18 protein-coding genes, 1 pseudogene and 1 riboswitch are annotated in these 17,011 nt (G+C 73.4%); of the genes and pseudogenes, 9 read left to right on the top strand and 10 right to left on the bottom strand.

Going from position 1 to position 17,011, the window contains the following annotated elements; translation table 11 throughout:
• Positions 1-24: 24 nt before the first annotated feature.
• Positions 25-2,133, bottom strand: coding sequence for a S9 family peptidase (locus OXR63_RS04760; RefSeq protein WP_267420431.1), 2,109 nt, complete (start codon positions 2,131-2,133; stop codon positions 25-27).
• 113 nt (positions 2,134-2,246) lie between these two features.
• On the bottom strand, positions 2,247-3,119 hold the full coding sequence (locus OXR63_RS04755; protein WP_267420430.1) for a patatin-like phospholipase family protein: 873 nt from the start codon (positions 3,117-3,119) through the stop codon (positions 2,247-2,249).
• A gap of 155 nt (positions 3,120-3,274) precedes the next feature.
• Here OXR63_RS04755 and OXR63_RS04750 point away from each other — a divergent pair, with 155 nt between their 5' ends.
• Together OXR63_RS04750 and OXR63_RS04745 are read left to right on the top strand one after the other, a co-directional pair.
• Positions 3,275-4,030: a GAF domain-containing protein gene (locus OXR63_RS04750; RefSeq protein ID WP_267420429.1), complete on the top strand. Its 756-nt coding sequence runs from the start codon at positions 3,275-3,277 to the stop codon at positions 4,028-4,030.
• A 76-nt stretch (positions 4,031-4,106) separates the two neighbouring features.
• On the top strand, positions 4,107-4,283 hold the full coding sequence (locus OXR63_RS04745; RefSeq protein WP_267420428.1) for a hypothetical protein: 177 nt from the start codon (positions 4,107-4,109) through the stop codon (positions 4,281-4,283).
• An 8-nt stretch (positions 4,284-4,291) separates the two neighbouring features.
• On the opposite strand, the gene OXR63_RS04740 is transcribed toward OXR63_RS04745, so the two are convergent.
• Positions 4,292-5,320 (bottom strand): NADPH:quinone reductase, encoded by a 1,029-nt coding sequence (locus OXR63_RS04740; RefSeq protein ID WP_267420427.1) that lies wholly within the window; start codon positions 5,318-5,320, stop codon positions 4,292-4,294.
• A 106-nt stretch (positions 5,321-5,426) separates the two neighbouring features.
• The gene (locus OXR63_RS04735; RefSeq protein WP_267420426.1) at positions 5,427-5,792 is read right to left on the bottom strand and encodes a winged helix-turn-helix transcriptional regulator; all 366 of its coding nucleotides are present in this window, start codon (positions 5,790-5,792) and stop codon (positions 5,427-5,429) included.
• A gap of 101 nt (positions 5,793-5,893) precedes the next feature.
• On the opposite strand from OXR63_RS04735, the gene OXR63_RS04730 reads away from it, so the two are divergent.
• Positions 5,894-6,541 carry an NAD(P)-dependent oxidoreductase gene (locus OXR63_RS04730; RefSeq protein WP_267420425.1) on the top strand — a complete coding sequence of 216 codons (648 nt, stop codon included), beginning with the start codon at positions 5,894-5,896 and terminating at the stop codon, positions 6,539-6,541.
• Positions 6,542-6,699: 158 nt separating this feature from the next.
• On the opposite strand, the gene OXR63_RS04725 is transcribed toward OXR63_RS04730, so the two are convergent.
• A complete protein-coding gene (locus tag OXR63_RS04725) occupies positions 6,700-8,025 on the bottom strand; it encodes an MFS transporter (RefSeq protein ID WP_267420423.1) in 1,326 nt (441 codons plus the stop codon).
• 133 nt (positions 8,026-8,158) lie between these two features.
• Here OXR63_RS04725 and OXR63_RS04720 point away from each other — a divergent pair, with 133 nt between their 5' ends.
• Positions 8,159-9,016 (top strand): LysR substrate-binding domain-containing protein, encoded by an 858-nt coding sequence (locus OXR63_RS04720; protein WP_071276179.1) that lies wholly within the window; start codon positions 8,159-8,161, stop codon positions 9,014-9,016.
• Between the two features lie 13 nt (positions 9,017-9,029).
• On the opposite strand, the gene OXR63_RS04715 is transcribed toward OXR63_RS04720, so the two are convergent.
• Complete coding sequence (locus OXR63_RS04715; protein WP_267420420.1) at positions 9,030-10,103, bottom strand: hypothetical protein; 1,074 nt, start codon at positions 10,101-10,103, stop codon at positions 9,030-9,032.
• A gap of 116 nt (positions 10,104-10,219) precedes the next feature.
• Between OXR63_RS04715 and OXR63_RS04710 the strand changes: the two genes are divergently transcribed.
• Entirely contained in the window at positions 10,220-11,188 is a 969-nt protein-coding gene (locus OXR63_RS04710; protein WP_267420419.1) for an aldo/keto reductase, read from the top strand.
• A 79-nt stretch (positions 11,189-11,267) separates the two neighbouring features.
• Here the strand turns inward: OXR63_RS04710 and OXR63_RS04705 are convergent, their stop codons facing one another.
• Entirely contained in the window at positions 11,268-11,915 is a 648-nt protein-coding gene (locus tag OXR63_RS04705) for an NADPH-dependent F420 reductase (protein ID WP_267420418.1), read from the bottom strand.
• 51 nt (positions 11,916-11,966) lie between these two features.
• On the opposite strand from OXR63_RS04705, the gene OXR63_RS04700 reads away from it, so the two are divergent.
• The 4 genes from OXR63_RS04700 to OXR63_RS04685 all read left to right on the top strand — a co-directional run bounded on the left by OXR63_RS04700 (position 11,967) and on the right by OXR63_RS04685 (position 13,896).
• On the top strand, positions 11,967-12,263 hold the full coding sequence (locus OXR63_RS04700) for a GNAT family N-acetyltransferase (RefSeq protein WP_267420417.1): 297 nt from the start codon (positions 11,967-11,969) through the stop codon (positions 12,261-12,263).
• 22 nt (positions 12,264-12,285) lie between these two features.
• Positions 12,286-12,744 (top strand): VOC family protein, encoded by a 459-nt coding sequence (locus OXR63_RS04695; protein ID WP_267420416.1) that lies wholly within the window; start codon positions 12,286-12,288, stop codon positions 12,742-12,744.
• A gap of 88 nt (positions 12,745-12,832) precedes the next feature.
• Positions 12,833-13,306 carry a MarR family winged helix-turn-helix transcriptional regulator gene (locus tag OXR63_RS04690; RefSeq protein WP_267420415.1) on the top strand — a complete coding sequence of 158 codons (474 nt, stop codon included), beginning with the start codon at positions 12,833-12,835 and terminating at the stop codon, positions 13,304-13,306.
• Entirely contained in the window at positions 13,303-13,896 is a 594-nt protein-coding gene (locus OXR63_RS04685) for a metallophosphoesterase family protein (protein ID WP_267420413.1), read from the top strand. Before OXR63_RS04690 ends, OXR63_RS04685 begins: the two co-directional genes overlap by 4 nt.
• Before the next feature lie 107 nt (positions 13,897-14,003).
• On the opposite strand, the pseudogene thiD reads toward OXR63_RS04685, so the two are convergent.
• The 3 genes and pseudogenes from thiD to thiM all read right to left on the bottom strand — a co-directional run.
• Positions 14,004-15,386 (bottom strand): annotated as a pseudogene (gene thiD / locus OXR63_RS04680) (bifunctional hydroxymethylpyrimidine kinase/phosphomethylpyrimidine kinase); the annotation flags it as partial.
• Between the two features lie 14 nt (positions 15,387-15,400).
• Positions 15,401-16,063, bottom strand: a complete 663-nt coding sequence (gene thiE / locus OXR63_RS04675; protein ID WP_267420412.1) for a thiamine phosphate synthase — start codon at positions 16,061-16,063, stop codon at positions 15,401-15,403.
• Complete coding sequence (gene thiM, locus OXR63_RS04670) at positions 16,060-16,908, bottom strand: hydroxyethylthiazole kinase (protein WP_267420411.1); 849 nt, start codon at positions 16,906-16,908, stop codon at positions 16,060-16,062. Before thiM ends, thiE begins: the two co-directional genes overlap by 4 nt.
• A riboswitch (TPP riboswitch) is annotated at positions 16,897-16,992 on the bottom strand. Its footprint overlaps the gene before it by 12 nt.
• Positions 16,993-17,011 lie beyond the last annotated feature (19 nt).

Genomic DNA, 17,011 nt, shown 5'->3' with positions numbered 1-17,011 from the left:
CGGCCGGTGCTCGCGGCAGCCTGGTCACCCGAGCAGTTCGGGCCGCTCCCACGGCTCGTCGAGCACGTGCTGCGCCAGGAACGCGAAGACCGTCTGGTACCAGATGGACGCGTGCTGGGGCTTGAGGATCCAGTGGTTCTCGTCGGGGAAGTAGAGGAACCGGTGCGCCATCGTGCCGTCCGGCCCGGCGTGGTGTTCCGCGAGCTCTGACCAGAGCCGGAGCCCCTCGCCGATCGGCACCCGGTAGTCCTGGTCCCCGTGGATGACGAGCATCGGCGTGACGATGTCCTCGACGAAGCGGTGCGGGTCGTTCTGGTGGATGCCGTCCGCGTCGAAGATCGACTGCCAGTAGTCGGAGGAGTCGGTCGTGCCCGTGAACTGGTCGAGCGCCCAGAGGCTGGCGTGCGTCACGATCGCCCGGAAGCGATCCGTGTGCCCGGCGACCCAGTTCGCCATGTACCCGCCGAAGGACCCGCCGAGCGCCGCCGTGCGTGTCTCGTCGATGTCGGACCGGGCGACCACGGTGTCCGTGATCGCCATCAGGTCGGTGTAGGGCGCCTGTCCCCAGGCGTTCCAGCCGCGGTTGACGAAGTCGAGGCCGTACCCGGTCGACAGCGCCGGGTCGGGCAGCAGCACGGCGTACCCGCGCGCCGCGGCGAGCATCGGGTTCCACCGCCACGACCACTGGTTCCAGGAGTTCAGCGGACCGCCGTGGATCCAGAGCAGCAGCGGGTGCGGACCGTCGCCCTCCGGCAGGACGAGCCACCCGCGCACGCGGGCACCGTCGGCGGCGGTCGTCTCGACCTCCTCCATCCGACCGGGGACGGCAGGCAAGGCGGCCGGCGTCGCCAGCGGGGTCACCGTGCCGTCCGCGTCGATCCGGACGGGGTGCAGCGGCGCCGCCCAGGAGGCTCGGAGCGCGACGACCACGCCGGTCGACTCCGCCACGCGGAGACCCGAGTACGCCCAGTCGTCGTGCGTGAGCTGCTCGACGGGTGCGCCGTCGAGGGGGAGCCGGAAGACCGGGGCACGGCCGTCCTGGTCGGCCGTCGCGAGGAGGGCGCCGTCCCCGTGTTCGAAGACGAGCTCGCTCGGCCACCGGTCCCACTCGGTCGCGATGCGGTGGGCACCCGAGCCGTCGACGGACGCCACCCAGACCTCTTGCGGGTTGGCACCGGCCGGCGTCGACCGGACCGTGCGCACCCAGGCGATCGTGGTGCCGTCGTGCGACAGCGTGGGGGATTCGTGGTCGACGTCGGGGTCGTCGAAGAGCACGGTGCGTTCCGCGGTGTCGACGTCGATCGTGACGAGCACGGAGCGACCGCCCCGGGCCTCGGGCGCAGCGACCGCGGCGACGAGCGTGGAGCCGTCCGGGGTGAGGGCGCCGGAGACATGGTCGAGCGAGCGACCAGGCTCTGGCGTGACGTCCACCGGCGTCGGCAGGTGCGCGGGGTACGGCGCGGGGGCGTGCTCGTCGGACCCGGCCGACTCGCTCGCCGCGGTCGAGACGCCCGTGGCCGGTTCGACCGCGGTCGGTTCGGTCAGGTCGGCGAGGTCGATGCCGAGCACGTGGGTCTGGTCCGGGCCGAGGTCGTGGTCCCAGTACCGCACCGGGTAGGACTCGTGCAGGATCGCTCGGACCTTCGTGTCGTCGCGGCGCTTCCGGAGCGCTGCGTCCCGCGTGACGACACCGACACGCTCCCCGGCAGCTGCGGTCGGCAGGAGGTCGGCGGTGACGGCGACCATGTCCGAGGCGCTGGCCGTCGCGAGGACGCCACCCGTGCCTCCGGGAAGACGGGTCACCGGACGTGCCTCGCCCCCGGCAGCCGGCAACAGCCAGAGCTGCGCGGTGTCGTCGGCGCCGCCGTCGGCGTCCGGGCGCCCCGACACGAACAGCAGGTCACCGTTCCGGGTGAAGGCGGTGCCGGACTCGCCCTTCGCGCTCCGGGTGAGGCGGACGGGCACCCCGTCGCCGGTCGACGGCACGGACCAGACCGCACGGCGGTAGCCGGTGCCGTCCGCGTCGAGCGTGCTCACGGTGAGCGCGACACGGGTGCCGTCCGGGCTCAGGGCGATGCCGTCCACCCGTGGGAGTGCGAGGTACTGGTCGAGGTCAGAGAACGCCGTCGTCATGCCACCACGCTAGCCGCGTGCGCCGACGCTCCGTCCGGCTGGTGACGAGACTGTGGACAACTCGGTCAGACCACGGCTCGATCACACCACGACTCGGTCAGACCGCGACTCGGTCAGGCCCAGAACTCCGCGATCCGCTGCGCGATGCCCTCCGCCTGGGCCCGGCCGACCTCCGCGGCGGGCCGCTGGGTCGACAGGGACAGCGAATTCGTCCCGAATGCCTGCTGCGACGCGCTGTCGGCGACCACGACCTCCACGCTCGACCCGGCGGCACGCAGGGTCTCGACGGCCTCGTCGAGCCACGGGCCGAGCGGGGACGGCGCCTCGGGACCGCAGGCGATGACGAGCACGCGCTCGTGCCCCGCGGCGACGTCGGCGTTCGTGCCGGACCGGACGCCGCCGTCGATGTACGGACGGCCGTCGAGCATCACCGGCGACCACACGAGTGGGACGGAGCAGCTCGACGCGACCGCCCGGGGGAGCGGGATGCCGTCCGCGGCGGTCAGCACGCGGAAGGTGCCGTCGGTGGCGTCGACCGTGGTGACCGCGAGGGGACGCTCGGGCCACTCGGAGGACGGCAGGGTCTCGCCGAACGTCGCGACGCGCTGGTCGTCGGTCTGCCCGGTCGTGACGCGGAGCGCTGCCTGCCCGAGCCGTGCGCGACCGTCCTGCTCCGAGGTCATCCCGGCGAGGGCCTGCTCGAACGCACGCTGCATCGCCTCGACGTCGATCACGCCGGGCTCCTCGTAGGTCGTCGGGAGCGGGGAGATCTGCTGCGCGAACGCGGCCTGCACGCCCCCGTGCCGGACGAACGTGCCGACGACGCTGCCGGCGCTGGTGCCCACGACCAGGTCCGCCGCACCGAGGTCGACACCTGCGTCCTCGAGCGTCGCGAGGACACCGAGCTCCCACGCGATGCCGGCGACCCCACCACCGCCGAGGACGAGCGCTCGGGATCCAGCGGTGGGCGGTGCGAGTTGGCTCATGCACCATGCTTACCAACTCCACGGCCTGCGCGGTGCGCGGACAGCGGAGCGAACGGACAGCGGTGCGCACGGGCCGCGGGGTCGGTGGTCGGCCGTACCGTCGTGGCGTGGGTCAGGGGAACGAACGAACGAGCAGCCGTCGGTACGGAGACGTCGTGCTGCCCGTCGTCGCCGCCGCCCTGCCGTCCGCGGTGTTCCAGGTGCCGAACCTCGTCGGGGTCCCGGTGAGCAAGGCGGTGCTCGTCATCGTGGCGCTCGCCGTGTTCGTCGGGGTCGTCGTGTGGCAGGCACTCCGGGCCCGTCGGACCGCCGATGCCCGTCGTCGTGCGGAGGACGCCGGCGCGACGGCGCTCGCCGCGTACGAGGTCGCGGTGCAGTACGGCTTCGGCCAGATCGCCACGCGGCTCACCCGCTTCGCCGCACACGACCACGCCACGCGGCGGTCCGAGCTCGGGGCGTTCGCCGACCGGGCGGCAGCCGCCCTGGCGTTCTACCTGCTCCCGCACGTCCCGGACGTGCGCGCGAACGTGTACCTGCTCGCGCCGTCGCTTGACGCCCTCGAGCCGATCGGGCACGGCGGAGCCGGGGACACGGCCGGGGTGTTCCGCGCGGGGACGCCGTACGGGGACCGCAACCTCGACTGGGTGCTGCAGGGCGGGCCGCCGCGGGTCGTGGGGGACCGGGAGTCCGACGTCGACGCGGTGGACGACGAGCCGGACTTCGACCCGCGGTACCGCTCGTACGTGGCCGTCGTCGTCCGGGGTGAGGGCTACTCGTTCGGCATGCTGACGGTGGACTGCCCGACGCCGGACGCCTTCACCGACCTCGACGTGCGGAACGTGGGCGTCGTGGCGCAGTACGTCGGTGTCGCCTGCACGCTCGCGTTCCCCGTGCGGCACCAGCACCGCTGAGGAGGCCCGGGGGACGTCCGGCGCGTCGCCGCCGGTCGCCGTGACGACTGTCGGTCGGCGGTCGTACCCTGACGGCATGACGAGCGTGCACCCGACCCCGCTGTCGTTCGGCCGTGCCCCGGTCCGTGCGAACGACCGGCGCGTCGACGCCACCGACGCGGACTACGACGACCCCCGGGTGGTCGCGGCCAACCTCGAGCGGGCGCTCCGTGCGGCCCGCGCCCGGCTGACGGGTCGTCCGCGCCGGGGGTGACCCGTCCGCTACTCGGGCTGCACGTCGATGAGCACCTTGCCGACCGTGTCCTGCTCGACGGCGTCGTGCGCCGCCGCGGTGTCCTCGAGTGCGAACCGCGTCAGCGGCAGTCCGGCGTCCTCGCCCACGGGGAGGCCCCCGTCGCGCAGCGCCGCGGTGATGTCCTCGGCGGCCGCGGAGAGCGCCTCGTCGCCGATCGTGTAGAGCAGCAGGAACTGGTACCGCGCGTTGATGCTCATGTTCGGACGGATCGGCAGCGGCGCCTCGTCCCCACCGTTGTTCGCGTAGATCGACACGACGCCGTGGTTCGCCAGGACGTCGGCAACCAGAGCGGCGTTCTGCGGGATGGACACCTCGACGACGATGTCGACACCGTCGGGCGCGATCGCGCGGATCTGTCCGGCAGCGTCGTCCGAGCGGTAGTTCACGGTGTGGTGTGCCCCGGCGGCCGAGGCCAGCGCGGCCTTCTCGTCCGAGCTGATCGTGGAGATGACGGTCGCGCCGGCCCACCGTGCGAGCTGGATCGCGGCGTGCCCGACGGCTCCGGCACCGCCGGCGACCAGGACGGTCCTGCCCTCGAGCGCACCGGGGCCCAGGCGGGTCGGCCCCTGCTCGTGCGTGGTCAGCGCGCGGTGGGCCGTGATGGCGGGGACGCCGAGCGAGGCGCCCACGTCGAACGAGGCCCCGTCGGGCAGGCGGACGGCGCGGGACGCCGGCACGACGGTGGACTCCTGCGCCGTGCCGGTCGGCCGGGACGCCGCGGCCATGTACAGCCAGACGTGGTCACCCACGGTGAGGTCGTCGACCCCGGGGCCGACCGCGTCGACGACACCGGCGCCGTCCTGGTTCGGCGTGATCTCCGGGAACGGCAGGCCGTCGCCGTAGGTGCCGCCGGCGCGGGCCTTCCAGTCCGTCGGGTTGACGCCGGACACGACGACGCGCACGCGGACCTCACCGGGGCCGGGCTCCTGCACGTCCCGGTCGACGAGGGAGAGGACGGACGAGTCACCGGGCTGGGAGTAGACGATCGATTGCATGTCTCCACGCAACCACGTCCGCCCGTGGAGGACACCGGGAACGGTGGCGCCACCGGGCACGGCGGCCCGCCCGCCCGCGCCCGCCCAGGCGGCACGCCCGCCCCGCTCACCGCGCCATGTCGTACTCCTCACGCGCCACGGCCACCGCGGCCATGTGCGACGTCGCCCAGTCCTCCAGGGGCTGCAGCACCGTGCGGAGCGACCGTCCAGCGTCGGTGAGCTCGTACTCGACGCGCGGCGGGACCTCGGGGAAGACGGTCCGCGTCACGAGGCCGTCGCGCTCGAGTGCCCGGAGCGTCTGCGTCAGCATCTTCTGCGACACGCCCTGCACCCGCGCGGCGATCGCCGAGTACCGCACCGGCCCGTCGGCGAGCGTGCCGATCACCAGCACGCTCCACCGGTCGCCGATCCGGTCGAGCAGCTGCCGCGAGGGGCAGTCCGCCGCGTAGGGGCTGTACTCCAGAACACGCACGTCGACCTCCGTCACGCACCGCGAGGTGCCTACTTACTCAAAGAGAGTATCGCGCATACAGTGGGGCGAGCACGTCCGCACCAACCGAACCAGGAGCACGCATGTCCACGATCGTCGTCTTCGGAGGCACCGGCTACGCCGGCTCCGCCATCACCCACGAGGCCCTCTCCCGCGGCCACCAGGTCGTCGCCGTCGCGCGCGACACCTCCAAGCTCGACCCCGCCGACGGCCTCACCCTCGCGCAGGGTGACGCGTTCGACGCCGACTTCGTGGCCGAGGTCACCAAGGGCGCCGACGTCGTCGTCGTGGCACTCCACGCGGTCCAGTCGGACGGCAGCGAGCTCAAGGACCGCTTCCAGCACTTCGTCGACGCCGCCTCGGCTGCCGGCGCACGGCTCGGCATCGTCGGCGGAGCGGGCTCGCTGCTCGTCGCCGACGGCGGCCCGGCCCTCTACGACACCCCCGAGTTCCCGGACGCCTTCAAGGGCGAGGCCAAGAGCCACGGCCAGGTCCTCGACGCCCTCCGCGCGTCGGACACCGACGTCGACTGGTTCTACGTCAGCCCCGCCGCCGCCTTCGGCAGCTTCAACCCGGGCGAGCGCCTCGGCACCTACCGCACGAGCGACGACCTGCTGCTCACGGACGCCGAGGGCAACTCGGAGGTCTCCGGCGCCGACTTCGCCATCGCGTTCGTCGACGAGATCGAGACGCCGGCGCACCACCAGGCGCGCTTCGCCGTCGCCTACTGACCCACCCGCCCCCGCACAGAACTCCGCAACGGACACCGCACCACGCACCAGCGCGGTGCGGTGTCCGTTGCACGGTGCGGCGGCAGCGGAGCCGCACCGCACCGCCCACCGGACGGGAGGCTCGGGGCGGGCCCGCCACGAGCCTCCCGTCCGCCGCGTCAGCGGTGACCGACGATCGCGGGGAGCGGCATGTGGTGCCGCATCCGGACCGCCAGGTGGAAGCCGCCCCGCCGGGCGAGCACCACGCCGATGACGGCGGCGGCCGCCGCGGGCACCCCGCCGGCGACCATCATCCCCACGTGGGCGCCGAAGTGGTCGACCACCTGGCCCATGAGCGGCCCGCCGATGGCCTGGCCGCCGAGCAGCACGAGGATGTAGAGCGACATCACCCGGCCGCGGATCGCCGTGTTCGAGGACAGCTGCACCATGGAGTTCGACGCGGTCTGGAACAGCAGCTGCGACATCCCCACGGCGACGAGCATCACGGTGAACGGGGCGATCACGGGGATCGAGCCGGACACCACGAGCAGGATCCCCGTCCAGAACACCCCGCCGACGATCGTGCGCAGCCGGACCACCGCGCGCCGGGTCGACAGCAGGGCCCCGACCAGGGCACCGACCGCGACGGCGGAGTTGAACAGGCCGTAGCCTCCGGCGCCGACGTCGTACACCTGTGACGCGAAGGCCGACAGCAGCACGGGCATCGTCAGCGCGAAGACCGAGAAGAACGCCACCAGGATCACGGGCACGATGATCGTGGGCTTGCTGACGGCGTAGCGGAGCCCCTCGCGGAGCTGTCCCTTGCCGCGGGGCGCTGCCGGGGTGCGGTGCAGCTCGGACACGCGGAGGAACCCGAGCGTCACGACCACGGCCACGCAGGCGACGGCGTTGACGCCGAACGACCATCCCGCACCGACGGCCACGAGCAGCGCGCCGGACAGGGCCGGGCCGATCATCCCGCCGAGCTGGAACACCGACGAGTTCACGCTGATGGCGTTCCGCAGGTGCTTGTGCCCGACGATCTCGGTGACGAACACCTGGCGTGCCGGGTTGTCGATCACGGTGACCATGCCTACCACGAAGGCGATGACCCAGATGTGCCACGCCTGCACCACCCCGGTCAGGGTCAGGACGGCGAGCAGTGCGGAGAGCAGCGCGAAGGCACCCTGCGTGATCATCATCAGCGCCCGCTTGGAGAACCGGTCGACGAGGACGCCGCCGAAGAGCCCGAACAGCAGCATCGGCGCGAACTGGCACGCGACGGTGATGCCGACCTGCGCCACGGAGCCGGTGAGCTGGAGGACGAGCCAGTCCTGCGCGATGCGCTGCATCCAGCCGGCGGTCATCGCGACCAGGTTCGTCGCGGTGAACAGGCGGAAGTTCGGGACGGACAGGGCGATCAGGGTGTGCCGCCACGGCGGGCGCGTTGCCTGGATCGGGAGCGGTTCGGTGGGCGGGTGGAGGGTCGTCGATGACGCGCTCACAGTGGGGCTCTCCGGCGGTCGAGGGCGGGAAGGTACCCGTCCAAAACTAGTTGCTGCCGACCCATTCGACACCCGTATGGTGGCTATCAGTCCATTGCGTTCTCGAATGACCTGCACGACCGGAGGGCCCACCGTGATCGATCCCGTGCTCCTGCAGACCTTCCTCGCGGTCGCCGAGACCCGCAGCTTCACGCAGGCGGGAGCGCGCCTCGGCATCAGCCAGCCCACGGTGTCGCAGCACGTCCGGCGGCTCGAGACCGCCGTGTCGAGGACCCTCGTGGCGCGGGACACCCGGGGCGTGACCCTGACGGACAACGGCGACGCGATGGCCGGGTTCGCGCGGACGATCCTCGCGGCACACGCCACCGCGGACGCCTACTTCTCCGGCTCGGCGACACGCGGACGGCTCCGGTTCGGCGCGGCGGACGACCTCGCGATCACCCAGTTGCCGCGCATCCTGCGGGACTTCCGACGCCTGCACCCGCAGGTGAACCTCGAGCTGACGGTGAACCAGTCGTCACCGCTGCTCCGCCGGGTGCACGCCGGCCAGCTCGACCTCGTGTTCATCAAGCAGACGGCGGGGGAGTCGGCCGAGGGCACCCGCGTCGCGACGGACCAGATGGTCTGGATGGCGCAGGACGGCATCGCGGTGGAGCGCGACGAGCCCGTGCCGCTCATCGTCTACCAGGCGCCGAGCATCAGTCGGCAGATGGCGATCGACGCGCTCGAGGCCGCCGGCCGCACCTGGCGCATCACCTGCAACACCCGCGACGTGAACGGCGTGCTGGCGGCCGTCCGCGCGGGCATCGGGGTGGCGGTGTTCCCGCACTCACTCATCCCCGCCGACCTGGTGAAGGTGTCGCAGCGACTCGGGCTGCCCGACCTGCCGGCCGTCGACTACGTCCTGATCGCGAACCCGACCGTGCAGCGCGAGCCGATCGACGCCCTGACCAACGCGATCCTGTCGCGCGGGGTCGTCCGCGCCGTCTGACGCGCGGGACGCGTCAGGGCGCGAGCGTGGGGACGACGCCCGTGCCCGTGATGTCGGGCAGCGTCACGCCGGCCATCGGCAGCACCGCGCTCGCGACCGCCCACAGCAGCACGAGGGTCCCGACACCGCCGAGCACCGCCCCGAGCAGGGCGACCGGCCGCTGCCACGTGACCGCGGGGTTCCGCAGGGTCGCCACCGAGCAGACGAGTGCGATCAGGCCGAGCACCAGCCCGACGACGTGCACGGTCGCGGGAGCGGTGAACCACCAGGCCGCCAGACCGGTCGTCGCGAGGGCGGCCACCGCGCCGAACACGGCACCAGGGGTCGCCCCGATCGCGGCACGTCGCGTCGCCGATCCGGTCGGCGCACCGGACGGGAGGCTCGGCTCGGCCTCCACGGACCCGGTCGCCGCCGTCGCGGTGCCGGCCGCGGACGGCGCGGACACCGCCGGGGCGGTGACGGGGGGTGCGGCGAGCACCTGGGTGGAGGAGGTGGTCGGCGTGGGGGCCACGGCGGCTGCGGCGACGGCGCCCTGCTGGTGGGCGAAGCGGCGGGGCGTGCGGTAGCCAACGGGTCCGGAGGGCTCGGAGTCGGTGCCGTCGACGACGAGGTGTTCCAGGCCGGGGACGGAGAACCGCGGCTGTCCGGTCCGCGGGACGATCGGTCCGGCGTGCACCGCCGTCGGTGCGGGAGCGCTCATGCCGGCACCGACGAGGGCGTCCGGACGTGCTCCGGGGGTCGTGGCGGCAGCAGCGTCGACGGGGGAGACGGGGGCGGGGAACTCGGTGGCGCGGTCGAACGGACGAGTGTGGACCGTCGGCGACGTGGGGGCTGGCGGCAGGTGCTCCTCGGACGGCATGTAGTCCGGGACGACGATCTCGGGGTGCGCGGCATCGGGCGCGCTCAGCGGAGCCGGCGCGGAGACGGGGGTGCCGTGCGCCGGGGTGGACCCGGCGGTCTGCGCGGCCGGAGCGGTCGTGGCGGAGGCGAGGGGGGCCTCCAGGACGGTGCTGCCCTGGGCGCCCTCGACGTAGGGGGCCGTCACCCAGGCCGGGACGGGCCGGCGGGGTCGATCGGAATCGGGCATGCGGTGCGACGCCACGTGTGCTGTTCCCTCCGTCGGCGGATCCACCGTCAGTTCTAGCCGGAGAACGTGGTCCTGGCGCAGCCCCAGTTCCGGGGTCGCGCCGGTACGGTCGGAGCATGACCGGCATCGAACACCGTCCTCTCGGCCCCTCGGGGCTCGTCGTCTCCACCGTCGGACTCGGCTGCAACAACTTCGGCAGACCGGGGACGGTGACCGAGACGCAGGAGGGCACCGACGCCGTCGTGCACGCGGCGCTCGACGCCGGCGTCACCCTGCTGGACACGGCGGACATCTACGGCGGGACACCGGGGCAGTCGGAGACGATGCTCGGGGCCGCGATCGCGGGTCGCCGGGACGAGGTCGTGCTCGCGACGAAGTTCGGCATGGACATGGGCGGGGCGAACGGTCCCGACTGGGGCGTGCGCGGGTCCCGGCGCTACGTGCGGCTCGCTGTGGAGTCGTCCCTGCGGCGCCTCGGCACGGACTGGATCGACCTGTACCAGATGCACCGCCCGGACTCGGTGACGCCGATCGAGGAGACCCTCTCGGTCCTCGACGACCTGGTGCGCGAGGGCAAGATCCGCTACGTCGGACACTCGAACTTCGCCGGGTGGCAGATCGCCGAGGCCGAGCTCACCGCGTCCATCGCCGGCACCACCGCGTTCGTCTCCGCGCAGAACGAGTACAGCCCGCTGTCCCGTGCCGTCGAGGCCGAGGTGCTGCCAGCGGTCCGGGCGTACGCGCTCGGGTTCCTGCCCTTCTTCCCGCTGTACAACGGGCTGCTCAGCGGCAAGTACACCCGCGGCGACCGCCCCCAGGACGGCCGTCTGACCCGACTGAAGCCCGAGCTGCTCGACTCCGCCCCGTGGGACGTGCTTGAGGAGTACCAGCGCTTCTGCGACGAGCGGGGCGTCACGATGCTGCAGGCCACCTTCGCCTGGCTCCTCGCGCAGCCCGGGCTCACCAGCGTCATCGCGGGGGCGACGCGGCCGGAGCAGATCACGCAGAACGTCGACGCCGGCACCGCGTGGGTGCCGAGCGAGGACGACCTCGCCGAGATGACGGTCGTGTTCGACGCGGCCTGACCTGGTCTCCGGACCGCGGACGACGAGGGGCCGGGCACGCGTGCAGCGTGTCCGGCCCCTCGTCGTGTGTGCGGGTGGGTCACATGTCCCGGTAGCGCTTCGCGTCCGCCACGGCCTGCTCGAGCTGGAGCGCGTCGAACTGCTGCGTGTAGCCGGGGGTGTCGCGCTGGATGCGCCATCCCTCGGACAGCGCGCCGATGTCGACCGGCTCGAAGCCGAACTCGTCGATGAGGTCCGCCACGGTCTGCTTCGCCTCGGCGTCGTCCCCGGCGACGATCAGCGCACGACGGTGCTGCGTCCCGCGAGGTGAGCCCTGCGCGGGCAGGTCGGGCGCGTAGATGTGGTTGAAGGCCTTCACGACGCGGGCGCCGGGCAGGTGGTCCTGCAGCAGCTCCGCCGTCGTGGTGGTCTCGTCGTCGAGCGCCTGGATGTGACCGTCGCGCTCCGGGTAGTAGTTGTTCGTGTCGATCACGACCTTGCCGACGAGCGGCTCGACCGGGATGCTCTCGATCGCGGCGAGCGGCACCGTCACCACGACGAGGTCGCCAGCTGCTGCCGCCTCGTCACGCGTGACCGCACGCGCACGGTCGCCCAGTTCGGACACGAGGTCCGTGAGCGTCTCCGGTCCGCGCGAGTTCGCGATCGCGACGTCGTACCCGTTCTGCACCGCCAGCCGTGCCAGCGCTGATCCGATGTTGCCTGCTCCGATGATGCCGATGGTCGTCATGCCTGGAGTCAACGCCGTGCCCCCTGACGCATTCCGAGGCATGATGGCGACATGGCACACGAGTTCCGCGACGAAGCCGACCAGCATCGGTACGCGATGTACGTCGACGGTGCACTCGTGAGCGTCCTCGACTACCGCGAGAACGACGACGCCGTCACGTTCCCGCACACGTACACGGTGCCCGCGCACCGTGGGCACGGGTACGCCGGCGAGCTCGTCGCGTACGCGGTGGACGACGTCGAGGCCAGGAACGACAAGCGCATCGTCCCGATGTGCTGGTTCGTCGGCACGTGGTTCGACGAACACCCCGAGAAGACCCCGCTCCTCAGCCGCAACGTCGCGGACTGAGCACGTTCGACAGGACCAGCCCGTGCAGCAGATCGTCCCCTTCCTCTGGTTCGACGGACAGGCCGAGGAGGCCGCCACCTTCTACGCGTCGGTGGTCCCGGACTCCTCGGTCGACCACGTCGAACGCCTCCCCGACGGCTCCACCATGGTCGTGGCGTTCCGCCTGCACGGACAGCCGTTCCGGGCGATGAACGCCGGCCCCGGCCACCCGCACTCCGACGCGATCTCGTTCCAGATCGACGTCGACGGCCAGGAGGAGCTCGACCGGATCTGGGACGCGTTCCTCGAGGCCGGCGCCACGCCCTCGATGTGTGGCTGGCTCACCGACGCCTGGGGTGTCGCGTGGCAGGTGACCCCGGCGAACTGGGGTGAGCTGATGAGCGCCGGCGGTGACCCGGCCGGTGCCGCCCGCGCCTTCGAGGCGATGCGACAGATGGTGAAGCTCGACATCGACGAGCTCCAGGCGGCGATCCGCGGCTGAGGCCCCCGAGCGGGCACCAGGGCTGCCGGTACTGTGACCGGCAGGGGAAGAGCGCCGGCCCACCGGCGTGCAACAAGCTGGAGGCACGATGGACCACCCGAGGTCCGACGTCCGCAACGCTGACATCGGACGCGCCTACACGGAGCTCTCGCGCATCACGCGCCGCGCGAGCATCCGTGCCCGCGGCAACGACGCCGTGCTGAGCGTCGTCGACCAGTCGCTCGTCGACTTCGTCGTGGAGCATCCCGGCTGCATGGCCATCGACATCGCCCGCTACCTGCGCCTGAACCGCTCGACGATCTCCCGGCAGCTGGCCGGCCTCCTCGCCGCCGGCCTGATCCGGACGACCGACGGCGGCACCGGCAACGCGAAGCCCCTCGAGGCGACGCCGGCGGGGTGCGCGGCGCTGGAACGGTCCGTGCAGCTGCACCGCGACGCCCTCGACGAGCGGATCGCCAGCTGGTCCGACGACGACATCGCCCTGCTCGCCGGCCTGCTCGAACGCCTCGGCGCCGCGGACGAGGCCGGGCTCCCCGTCCCCAACCGGGCGCCCGACGCGTGAGCACCTCGCTCCTGCTGCTCTCCGACACCCACCTGCCGAAGCGCGCGAAGGACCTGCCCGCGGCGCTCTGGGCCGACCTCGACGCCGCCGACCTCGTCGTGCACGCGGGGGACTGGGTCGACCTGGCGACCGTCGACGCGCTCCAGGCCCGCAGCCGGTCGTTCGTCGGGGTGCGCGGCAACAACGACGACGCGCCGGGCTTCGCGGAGCGCCTGCCGCTCGTCGAGCGCTTCGACGTCGAGGAGCTCCGCGTCGCCCTCGTCCACGAGACCGGCGCGTCCACCGGCCGGGAACGCCGTGCCGCAGCGGCGTACCCGGACACGGACGTGCTCGTCTTCGGGCACTCGCACATCCCCTGGGACACCCGGGTCACCGGCCACGGTGTCGGCGGGACGACCGGGGCCCTCCGCCTCCTCAACCCCGGGTCGCCCACCGACCGCCGCCGTCAACCCGACTTCACCTGGATGCGCTGCTCGGTCGACGGGTCGGCGCTCGCCGTGGAGCTGGTGCGGCTGGCGCCGGGGGAGACGGAGCCGTCCGTCGCCCCGAGCACGCCGACGGCCGACGTCGTGGTGCCGGCAGCCCGGTAGCCACGACCGTCCGCGTCGTCCGGTGTGACCACCGCGTCGCCCGTCGGCATCCGGAAGAACGCGAGCTCCCAGGCGACCGACGCCCGGAACGCCCGCGCCATCGCCCCACGCACGGCCGGGGTCGCCGCCCGCGCCAGGTCCTCGACGTGCTCCGTCGCCGCCGCGCTCGACGCCGCGAACCCGGGGTCCCCGTACGCCGTGATCCAGTCCGCGTACGGATGCAGCTCGCCCGCGCCGGGGAGGACCGCGGCCGCGCCGAACTGCGCTCCGACCCAGGCGTAGACCCGGAAGCACGGCAGCACCGCGGCGGCGAGCACGGCGACGTCGGCCGCCGACGCGCAGGCCGCCAGGTGGGCCAGGTACCCGGCGCACGTCGGGTCGACCGCGTCGTCGGCGTGGGTGCCGGCGAGCCGTCGGTGGTGCAACGAGGCCGCCTCCTCGGCGCACCCGGACGCCGCAGCCGCCCAGAACGCCGCCGCCGGTCCCGCCGAACGCGCCCCGACCGCCCCGAGGTGCCGCTCGTACGCCCGCAGGTAGTGCACGTCCTGTGCCAGGTACCCCGCGAAGACGTTGGGGTCGAGCGTGCCGTCCGCCATCCCGCGCAGGAACGGGGTGTCGATCGTCGCCGCGAGGAGTTCCTCGACGTCGGTCCACCACAGGTCGGTCGACCGGACCGGGGGGAGCGCCCGTCGCACGAGTGCCCCGTGGTCCACCGGCCCGTGGCCGCTCCCGACCTCGAGCGCGTCGGCACCCGCGAGCGCCGCCGTCAGCCAGTCCTTCGCCCCGCGGACCGCGAGCTCCCAGTCACCGTGCCGTGCCGCGAGGGTCGCGATCGCGCTCGACAGGGAACAGCCCGTGCCGTGGGTGTTCGTCGTCGGGACGCGGGGACCCCGGAAGACCCGGACGGCACCGTCGGGAGCGACGAGCACGTCGTCCGAGGTGCTCCCGCCCGCGTGCCCGCCCTTCGCGAGCACGAGCACGTCCCACCGCCGGGCGACGGCCCGCGCTGCGCCGACCGCGTCCGTGTCGACGTCGACGGTGTCCGAGCCGGCCGTACCGAGCAGCCCCGCCAGGACCGCCAGCTCACTCCGGTTCGGCGTCACCAGGTCCGCCAGTGCGAACAGCTCCGTCATCGCGACCTCGGCGTCCGCGTCGAGCAGCCGGTCACCGCTCGTGGCCACCATCACCGGGTCGACGACCACGACGGCCGGCCGGTGCGCCCGCAGCCAGTCGGTGACCTCGCGGACGACCACGGTCGTGCCGAGCATCCCGACCTTGACCGCGTCCACGACGACGTCGTCCGACACCGCGTCGAGCTGGTCCCGCAGCACCGTCACGTCCGGCACGTGCACCGACCGCACACCGTGCGTGTTCTGCGCCACCACCGCGGTCACCACCGCCATGCCGTAGCCGTCGTGCGCCGCGATCGCCTTGAGGTCCGCCTGCAGCCCGGCCCCACCGGTCGGGTCGGTCCCGGCGATGCTCAGCACGCGCACCGGCCCGCTCACCGCACACCGCCGGCCTGGACCCACGCCGCCACGTACGCCGCGGCCGCCGCACCGGGGTCCGGCGCCGCGCAGATCCCCGAGACGACGGCGACCCCCGCCGCACCCGCGGCAGCCAGCGGTCCCACGTCGTCGAGGTCGACCCCGCCGATCGCGACGCACGGCAGGTCCGTCGCCGCCGCGATCCGGCCGAAGCCGTCGTGCCCGAGCGCCGGCGGGTGGTCGGGCTTCGTCGTCGTGGGGTGCACGACCCCCACCCCGAGCAGGTCGACGGTCCCCAGGGGGAGCCGCACCAGGGCGTCGAGGTGCGCCGGGGTGTTCGCGGTCAGCCCGACGTGTGCGTCCGGCCCGAGCAGCGACCGCGCCGCGGACACCGGCACGTCGGACTGCCCGAGGTGCACGCCCGCCACCCGGTGTCCGGCGTGCCGAGCGGCCAGGGCGACGTCGAGCCGGTCGTCGACGACCACCGCCGCCCGGTCGCCGACCGCGTCCGCGACGGCCGCCGTCAGCGCGAGGAGGTCCCTGGCGCTCGCGTCCTTGTCCCGCACCTGCACGATCCGGACTCCCGCGCGCACGGCCGCCCGGACGACGCCGAGCACCCCGATCCCGTGCCGGTCACACAGCAGCCCGTCGGTCACCAGGTACACGCCGACGTCGCTCACGCGGCACGCTCCTCGGTGACCCGGGCGACGCGGAGCACGTCCTCCGGGGTCAGCGACGCCAACCGGTCCAGGAAGAGCGGCTGGAACGTCCCGGGGCCGCCGGCGTCCGCCGCCGCGAGCTCCGCCGCGACCGTGTGCAGGAGCGTGCCGGCCACGGCAGCGGCTCCCGGGTCCTCCGGCGACACCGCCGTGAACGCGGCGATGACGGCGCCGAGCGCGCACCCGCCACCGGTGATCCGCGTGAGCAGCTCCGACCCGTTCGCGACCCGCACCACCGTGTCCGACCACCCCGGGGCGCCGGAGCCGGCCACCAGGTCGACGGGACCCGACACGGCGACCGCGCCCACGAGCCTCCCGGCCGTCGCGTCGACCGCGGCCGCACGCGCGTCGTCGGTGCCGGCCGTGCTGTCGACCCCGCGCCCACCGGCGGAGGCGCCGAGCAGCGCGAGCACCTCGGAGGCGTTGCCGCGGAGCACCGTCGGGCCGATCGCGAGCAGGTCCCGCGCCAGGGCCGTCCGCACCGGGAGCGACCCCACGGCGACGGGGTCGAGCACCCACGGCGTGCCGTGCTCGACCGCAGCCGTCGCGGCCTCGACCGACGCCACCCGGGGCTCGGCGTGTGGCGTGCCGGTGTTCACCAGCACGGCGTCGGCGACCCGGGCGAAGGGCCCTGCCTCGGTCGGCACGTCGACCATCGCGGCCGAGGCACCGAGCGCGAGCAGCACGTTCGCCGTCACGTTCTGCACCACGGTGTTCGTGATGCACTGCACCAGGGGGCTCCTGGCGCGGACGGCCTCGAGCAGTTCGGCGGTGCGTTCCGGCCACACGGGCGCAGCGTTCTCCATGGACGATCCCTTCGCGAGTACGAGCTCGAGCAGGTTCGACGGGTGTGATCTCAGCCGCTGGTCGCGGCACCCCGTGTCTCGAGCAGCACGGTACACGACGCAT

It is taken from the genome of Curtobacterium sp. GC_Cur_3 (assembly GCF_026544205.1).
In the GTDB taxonomy this organism is placed as follows: domain Bacteria; phylum Actinomycetota; class Actinomycetes; order Actinomycetales; family Microbacteriaceae; genus Curtobacterium.
This window is presented reverse-complemented; position numbering and strand designations above follow the sequence as displayed.

What these genes read in the sequence shown, in the direction of transcription:
- OXR63_RS04730 (WP_267420425.1), top strand. Translation starts at nt 5,894, where the DNA reads ATGTCCACGATCGTCGTCTTCGGAGGCACCGGCTACGCCGGCTCCGCC.
- OXR63_RS04690 (WP_267420415.1), top strand. Translation starts at nt 12,833, where the DNA reads ATGGACCACCCGAGGTCCGACGTCCGCAACGCTGACATCGGACGCGCC.
- OXR63_RS04740 (WP_267420427.1), bottom strand. Translation starts at nt 5,320, where the DNA reads ATGCAATCGATCGTCTACTCCCAGCCCGGTGACTCGTCCGTCCTCTCC.
- thiM (WP_267420411.1), bottom strand. Translation starts at nt 16,908, where the DNA reads ATGGAGAACGCTGCGCCCGTGTGGCCGGAACGCACCGCCGAACTGCTC.
- OXR63_RS04700 (WP_267420417.1), top strand. Translation starts at nt 11,967, where the DNA reads ATGGCACACGAGTTCCGCGACGAAGCCGACCAGCATCGGTACGCGATG.
- OXR63_RS04755 (WP_267420430.1), bottom strand. Translation starts at nt 3,119, where the DNA reads ATGAGCCAACTCGCACCGCCCACCGCTGGATCCCGAGCGCTCGTCCTC.
- OXR63_RS04705 (WP_267420418.1), bottom strand. Translation starts at nt 11,915, where the DNA reads ATGACGACCATCGGCATCATCGGAGCAGGCAACATCGGATCAGCGCTG.
- OXR63_RS04710 (WP_267420419.1), top strand. Translation starts at nt 10,220, where the DNA reads ATGACCGGCATCGAACACCGTCCTCTCGGCCCCTCGGGGCTCGTCGTC.
- OXR63_RS04745 (WP_267420428.1), top strand. Translation starts at nt 4,107, where the DNA reads ATGACGAGCGTGCACCCGACCCCGCTGTCGTTCGGCCGTGCCCCGGTC.
- OXR63_RS04760 (WP_267420431.1), bottom strand. Translation starts at nt 2,133, where the DNA reads ATGACGACGGCGTTCTCTGACCTCGACCAGTACCTCGCACTCCCACGG.
- OXR63_RS04715 (WP_267420420.1), bottom strand. Translation starts at nt 10,103, where the DNA reads ATGCCCGATTCCGATCGACCCCGCCGGCCCGTCCCGGCCTGGGTGACG.